The 6497-nt window shown below is 66.5% G+C and carries 6 protein-coding genes; all 6 read right to left on the bottom strand.

What is annotated here, in order from left to right:
• Positions 1 to 286: 286 nt before the first annotated feature.
• The 6 genes from RYL44_RS06240 to dhaL all read right to left on the bottom strand — a co-directional run bounded on the left by RYL44_RS06240 (position 287) and on the right by dhaL (position 6476).
• On the bottom strand, positions 287 to 688 hold the full coding sequence (locus RYL44_RS06240) for a type II toxin-antitoxin system VapC family toxin (RefSeq protein ID WP_073983516.1): 402 nt from the start codon (positions 686 to 688) through the stop codon (positions 287 to 289).
• A complete protein-coding gene (locus tag RYL44_RS06235) occupies positions 685 to 927 on the bottom strand; it encodes a type II toxin-antitoxin system VapB family antitoxin (protein WP_073983515.1) in 243 nt (80 codons plus the stop codon). The genes RYL44_RS06240 and RYL44_RS06235 overlap by 4 nt, the downstream gene beginning before the upstream one ends.
• A 65-nt stretch (positions 928 to 992) precedes the next feature.
• A complete protein-coding gene (smc, locus tag RYL44_RS06230) occupies positions 993 to 4592 on the bottom strand; it encodes a chromosome segregation protein SMC (protein WP_314975420.1) in 3600 nt (1199 codons plus the stop codon).
• A gap of 20 nt (positions 4593 to 4612) precedes the next feature.
• Complete coding sequence (gene ndk / locus RYL44_RS06225) at positions 4613 to 5083, bottom strand: nucleoside-diphosphate kinase (protein ID WP_314975419.1); 471 nt, start codon at positions 5081 to 5083, stop codon at positions 4613 to 4615.
• Positions 5084 to 5100: 17 nt separating this feature from the next.
• Entirely contained in the window at positions 5101 to 5838 is a 738-nt protein-coding gene (gene dhaM, locus RYL44_RS06220) for a dihydroxyacetone kinase phosphoryl donor subunit DhaM (RefSeq protein ID WP_073983513.1), read from the bottom strand.
• Positions 5835 to 6476, bottom strand: a complete 642-nt coding sequence (gene dhaL / locus RYL44_RS06215) for a dihydroxyacetone kinase subunit DhaL (RefSeq protein ID WP_314805377.1) — start codon at positions 6474 to 6476, stop codon at positions 5835 to 5837. Before dhaL ends, dhaM begins: the two co-directional genes overlap by 4 nt.
• Positions 6477 to 6497: the final 21 nt, after the last annotated feature.

Here is a 6497-nt window from a genome sequence, read left to right as displayed (position 1 = left end):
TAAATCCCGGGCCACAGACGCGATTCGTGGACCCTGTATCCAACACCAGACTCGCCACATCACGACGATACTCCGGTGTAAAACGACGACGAGTTCCCATACCAGGCACCTCACTGGCAGCAGGAACTCGCGCCCGCTTAACGAAGTGCCAACAACACAAGCCTAACCCCACACGGTTACACCAATATGCGGGACGCTACTGCCAATCACGACACATATGCATCCAGGCCGCTATGGCAGACCCTGACAAGGCGTGGGCGAAGAACGCATGGTCTCCGCCCACGTGTCACAAACGGGGAGACGGGTCCACAAGAACACTCTGAAGATCTGTATGAGTAAAATCGTCGCCGATGAACAACAAAGGAAGGCCAGCAGCTTTCGCAGCTCCGTAGACTAAGCAGTCACCAAAATTCAGTCTTGCGGGCGAGCCGCTTCCCCTGCCATATCTGCGCAGCCCCTCACGGGCGCATCTCAGTTCGTCGACACCACATTCGACAATAGTTAGCCCCAAGATGCCGAGGATCGAATCAATTTCTGAGGCTCGTGCCTGCCCCATCACAATAGATAGCTCAAGTACTGTGGGCGCAGCGATAAGTCTCTGGGGATGTTCATCCAAAGCCTTCATAACGTCGGCAGCTCTCGACTCAGACCTGATCAGCGCAACCAATGCCGAAGTGTCGACAATCATCGAGGTTGCCCCTCACTGTCATAGATATCGTCGTCTGTCAGCCAGGGGTCATCAACACCTTGACACCTTCTCTGCACATCAGCAAAGGCCTGCCAGTCGATAGCGTGATTAGCTCGTTCCTTTTCCATCTCAACGGTCAGCGCGTCGAGAACAGCACTTGTCGCGGTCGTCCCACGTAGGCGTGCCAGCTCTGTCGCCAGCGCATGCACGCGTTCATCCTTGATGTTGAGTGTTGCCATATCGCTAGAATACGCACCAATGCAGCCGTCGTCTACCCCAAGGTAGAACCCATGGGAAAGTTGAGCTAGTCTGCCAGGCGCTGGGAGACGACCGTGGTGACGCCGTCGCGCATCGTGATGCCGTACAAGGCGTCCGCTATCTCCATGGTTCGCTTCTGGTGCGTGATAACGATCAGCTGCGAGGTCTCCTGAAGCTCCTTGAAGATAGCCAGCAGGCGCGACAGGTTCACGTCATCCAGGGCTGCCTCGACCTCGTCCATGACGTAGAACGGGGACGGGCGCGCCTTGAAGATCGCGACCAGGAACGCAATCGCGGCGAGGGACCGCTCGCCACCCGACAGCAGGGACAGGCGCTTCACTTTCTTGCCCGCGGGCCGAGCCTCGATCTCGATGCCCGTCGTCAGCATGTCATCCGGGTCTGTGAGCACGAGGTCGCCCTGGCCGCCCGGGAACAGCACGCCGAACACGTGCTCGAACTGCTCGCGCGTCTCGGCGAACGCCGACGCAAAGGCCTCCTCCACCAGGCGATCCACGTCCTGCACGATACGCAGCAGATCCGCCTTCGAAGCTTTGAGGTCCTGGACCTGATCCACCAGGAACTTGTGCCGCGAAGCCAGCGCCTCGTGCTCCTCGAGCGCCAGGGGGTTCACGCGCCCCAGCTTCTCCAGGTCCTTCTGGGCCCTGGCGAGCACCCTCTCCTGCTCGGCGCGCACGAAGGCGGCCGGCTCGGCTTGCGCCGCCTTCTCGACGTCGTCGGGATCGAGCGGCAGCATCGGCACAGGGATCTCCGGCCCGTACTCGGCGATGAGCTGCTCGGGTTCGAGGGACAGCTCCTCCAGGGCGCGCCGCTGCAGGTCCTCGACGCGCAGGCGCGTCTGCTCGGCCGCTATCTGCCCCTGGTGGGCCGAGGCCGTAACCTCCGACAACTCAGCATTCAGCCGGTCGAGGCCGCGTCGGGCGTCAGAAACCTCCTGGGAGACCTGGGAGCGCCGCTCGCTCAGCCGGTCGCGCTCGGCGGCGGCCTGCGACAGGGCGCGCTCGGCGGCCTCCAGGGCTGTTCTCGCGGCGGACTCCACGTCCGAGGCCGTGGCCAGCTCTGTCTGTCGTGCAGCTTCGCGCCGGGCGTAGCGGGCACGCGCCTCGCGCTCGGCAGCGGCTGCTTGGCGCAGGGAACGGGCGCGGGAGGCGGCGCGCCGCGATTGTTCTTCGAGGACTCGCAGGCTCAGACGCGCCTCGTTTTCGCCCTCGCGGGCCTCACGAGCAGCCCGAGAGGCGGCGTCCGCGCGGGTCTGGGCGTCTTCGAGGGATTCGGGCGGACCGACAGTGTCCGCGCCGTCGAGGCGGGCGCGCGCGGCCACGTCCTGCTCACGAGCCCAGGTCACCTGTTCGTCGGCGCGGCGGGCGACATCGTGGGCGCGCTCGGCCTCGGCGCGGGCAGCCTGTGCCGCCGACTGGGCACGGGCCAGTTCCTGAGCCTCCTTGGCGCGCTGCGCGTCCTCCTCGCGCAGCTCCTTCAGGGCGTCGTTTGCATCGCGGATGCAGCGATCCAGGTGGGCGCTAGCCTCGCTGAGATGCTCGGAGACCTCGGCCATGCGGGCCTGGGCGGCCTCAGCTTGCGCGCAAGCTTCCTCGTAGTCCGCACGTACGGAGAGCACGGAGGAAGCCTGGCGGCCGCCCTCTACCGACCAGGAGCGCAGCACGTCCCCACCTGACGTGACGACTGCGCGCACACCGGACACATCCAGCACGGCAACGGCAGCATCAAGCGAGCAGGCGACGACCCCATCCAGCAGGGACGCGAGGGGCGCAGCGGCCCCCTCGCAGGTGACGACGTCGGACAGCCACGTCGCGCCCTCGGGCAGGTCAATGCGCGGGCCGCCAGGCCTATCCGTAGGCTCGTCGGAAGAACCAGCAGAAACAGAAGACAACGTATCCGACGCAACAACAATCCGCAGTGATCGTCCGGCCGCGCGGGCCGCTTCAAGCTCGCCCAGGCCTCGGGCTAGGGAGTCGACGACGACGGCGTCGGCGAAGGGGGCGAGCGCGGCCGCGACGGCATCCTCGAAACCGGGGGTGACGTGCAGGAGGGGCGCGACCTGGCCGAGCACACCGGGGCGTCCCATCAGCTCGGCGGTGCCATCCTCGGGAGCGAGCAGCTGCTCGAGGGCGTCGCGGCGGGCCTCCCATCGGGCGCGATCGGCGCGGGCCTCGCGCTCGATGCCGAGCAGCTCGTCCACGCGGGCGCGCGCTGCGTCACGGCAGGCGGAGGCCTCCGCGTGTGCGCGGGCCGCTCCCCCACCGGCTTTATCCTCAGACGAAGACCCCTCAGCGACAGAAGCATCCACACCAACGGAGCCAACAGGTGATGCCGGCACGGCTTTCTCTGCTGCCTCGGCGCGCTCCTGAGCGGCGCGGCATGCGCCCCACGCGCGACCGGCCTCGGCGATAGCGGCCTCCAGGCGAGACGCGGCAGTGGAGGCGTCGCCCGTTAGGCGCGCGACTTTCTCACGGTGGTCGGCGATGACGCGATTAACGCGGGCGAGTTCACGGACCGCCGACTCGTCCGCGTCTTCCGCGGCCTCGCGGGCGCGCGTCGCTGCCGTGAGTGCACTGCGGGCCTCCTCGACCTGCCCGACCAGGGCAGTGTCTTCGGCAATGGCCACGCGGGCGCGCTCGTCGAGAACGTCGGGATCCTCGCCGCCCGGCGGCGGATCGGGAGTCGCACGCAGGGAGACCTTTTGCGTCGCGGCCATGAGCGTGCCGCGCAGACGCTCGGTGATCGTGGTCAGTGACTGCCAGTCGGAGAAAGCTTGATCGAGCGCCGGCGAGGACGCCCGCTCCGCCTTCTCCAGACGCGCGAACTCAGCACGCGCCGACGCGATCTGTTTCTGAAGAGACGCGCGCTGGTGCGCTGCCGACTCGTCCGAGGCCTCGAGCACGGCCAGCATGTTCAGCGCAGAGGCGAGGTCATCGGCGAGCAGGCGGGCCTTCGCGTCGCACACGCGCGCCTGGATGAGGGCCGCGCTCCGGGCAACGCGCGCCTGGCGGGCCAGGGGCCCGAGCTGGCGGTGGATCTCGTTCGTCAGGTCCAAGACGCGCACGAGGTTCGCGTCCATGTCCGACAGCTTCTTGAGTGCCCGCTCCTTACGGCGCCGATGCTTCAGGACGCCCGCGGCCTCTTCGATGAAACCGCGGCGCTCCTCGGGGGTGGAGGACAGGATCGCGTCGAGTTGTCCCTGGCCGACGATGACGTGCATCTGGCGCCCCATGCCCGTGTCCGAAAGTAACTCCTGCACGTCCAGGAGCCGCACGGGCGAGCCGTTAATGGAGTACTCGGAGCCGCCCCCGCGGAACAGGGTGCGGCTGATCCGAACCTCCGAATACTCGATGTCGAGCAGCCCGTCAGTGTTGTCGATCGTCAGGTCCACCTGGGCGCGCCCGAGTGGAGCGCGCCCAGATGTCCCCGCGAAGATAACGTCCGCCATGTTCGAGCCGCGCAAAGCGCGCGCCCCCTGCTCGCCCATCACCCAGGCGAGCGCGTCGACGACGTTTGATTTTCCCGACCCGTTGGGGCCGACGACGCACGTGATGCCCGGCTCAAGGGCGAGCGTTGTCGCGCTGGCGAATGACTTAAAGCCCCGCAGCGTCAGGTTCTTCAGGTGCACCCTTGCAGGTTACCGGCGTCTCAGTAAATCTCCGGGAACCACAGGGAGATTTCACGCTTTGCGTTATCTACAGAGTCCGAGCCGTGAACGAGGTTCTCAATGTGGGGGCTGTCCCAGGCGCGACCCAAGTCACCGCGGATCGTGCCGGCTGGGGCAGTCGTCGGGTCGGTCGAACCCATGAGGACACGCATACCCTCGACGACACGCTGGCCTTCGATCACCATGGCGACGACGGGGCCGGAACTCATGAACTCCAGGAGGCTCTCGAAGAAGGGCTTATCCTTGTGGTCCACGTAGTGTTCGGCCAGCAGGTCGCGGGAGGCGACCATGAGCTTCAGGCCTTTGATGGTGTAGCCCTTGGCCTCGATGCGGCGCAGGATTTCACCGGTGAGGCCGCGAGCGTAACCATCGGGCTTGACGACGATGAGGGTGTGCTCGAGGGTGGGATCGAGAAGATGCTGAGGTTCCAGCAGAACACTCTTCGCGCTCACGTTGTCTCCTTTGATTGTCACAGTTGCGCGTTCGCGCTTTCAAGCATATCCGTCAACGCCGCGACCGCCGCTGTGGCGTCCGCCCCATTTGCCTCGATATGGACGGTATCTCCCTGGGTAACTCCGAGGGACATGAGGTCAAGGACCGAACCTCCGTCCGCTCCGTTGACGGTGATCTCCGCGTCGAACGATGCGGCAAGGCGCACGAAAGCAGCCGCCGGACGCGCGTGCAGTCCGACGGGGTCAGCAACGACAGCGTTTCCTTGCGCCCACATCGCCGAGGCCTGGACTGCCTCCGTTGCCCCGTTGATCAGCGGGACGGGGGCACCGGGTGCCTCCTCGGATGGGACGACCTCGGGGCGGGGGGCCAGGGATGCGGCCACGGCGGCGACCTGGCTCAGGGTATCGCCTAGTTGGGCGCGCACGGATGAGGCGACAGCTGCTTCGACGAGCGCGGTATCCACGAAGCGGACGCGGTCAGGGTCGTCGCTCATGTCGATGACGGACTCGACCGTCATCGTCGCCGAACCGAGGTCGGTCAGGATAATGACGCCGCTCCCCTCCCCTCCGACGGCACCGAGCGCAGCTTCGAGAGCTGATTCGACGCGATCATAGGAGGTTCCGATGCGACCGTCGTCGGTGCCGCCGGCGGCCTCGAAGCGCACGTCGGGCGCCATCTGGGCGGCCAGCTCACAGACACCGGTGGCCAACGCAGTGCTGTGGGAGACGATGACGAAGGCGACGCGCGCGCTCATGCCGCGCCACCCTCGGCTGCGGCACGCGCGGCGGCGCGCAAGATGAGCGAGGTGGAGACGGCTCCTGGGTCGAGGTGCCCGATGGAGCGCTCCCCCAGGTAGGAGGCGCGTCCCTTCGTGGCGCGCATCGGCTCGGTGGCGGCTGCTCCGGCCTCGGCAGCCGCAGCTGCGGCCTCCAGCACGACAAGCGCGTCGCCGCCCGCCTGAGCAGTCTCGCGCGCGGCGTCAAGAGCAGGACTCCAGGCATCGACCATGGTCTTTTCACCCGTGGTTGCCTTGCCGCGCGCTTGGATACCGTCCAGCGCTCCCTCGATGAGCGCAGCAACACCCTCACCGTCCAGGTTGGCGCATCCCGCGGCCTTCGATGCGCGCAGGAACGCCGTTCCGTACAGGGGTCCCGCGGCACCGCCGACCGTGGACATGAGGGTCTTAGCGACCGTCTTCAGAATATCTGCGACGCTGTCCGGCTGGCCTTCGTGCAGGGCCGCAACGGCGGCGCGAAAACCGCGGTCCATGTTTTCACCGTGGTCGCCATCGCCGATCGCTCGGTCCAGGTCCACCAGGTAGTCGCGGTGCTCGGCGACAGTGGCCGCCGACGTCTCGATCCACCGCAGTGCCCACGCTGCATCAACGCTCATCGTCTCTCTCCTTGTTCCGCT

This window comes from Actinomyces bouchesdurhonensis, assembly GCF_963540955.1.
Lineage (GTDB): Bacteria > Actinomycetota > Actinomycetes > Actinomycetales > Actinomycetaceae > Pauljensenia > Pauljensenia bouchesdurhonensis.
This window is presented reverse-complemented; position numbering and strand designations above follow the sequence as displayed.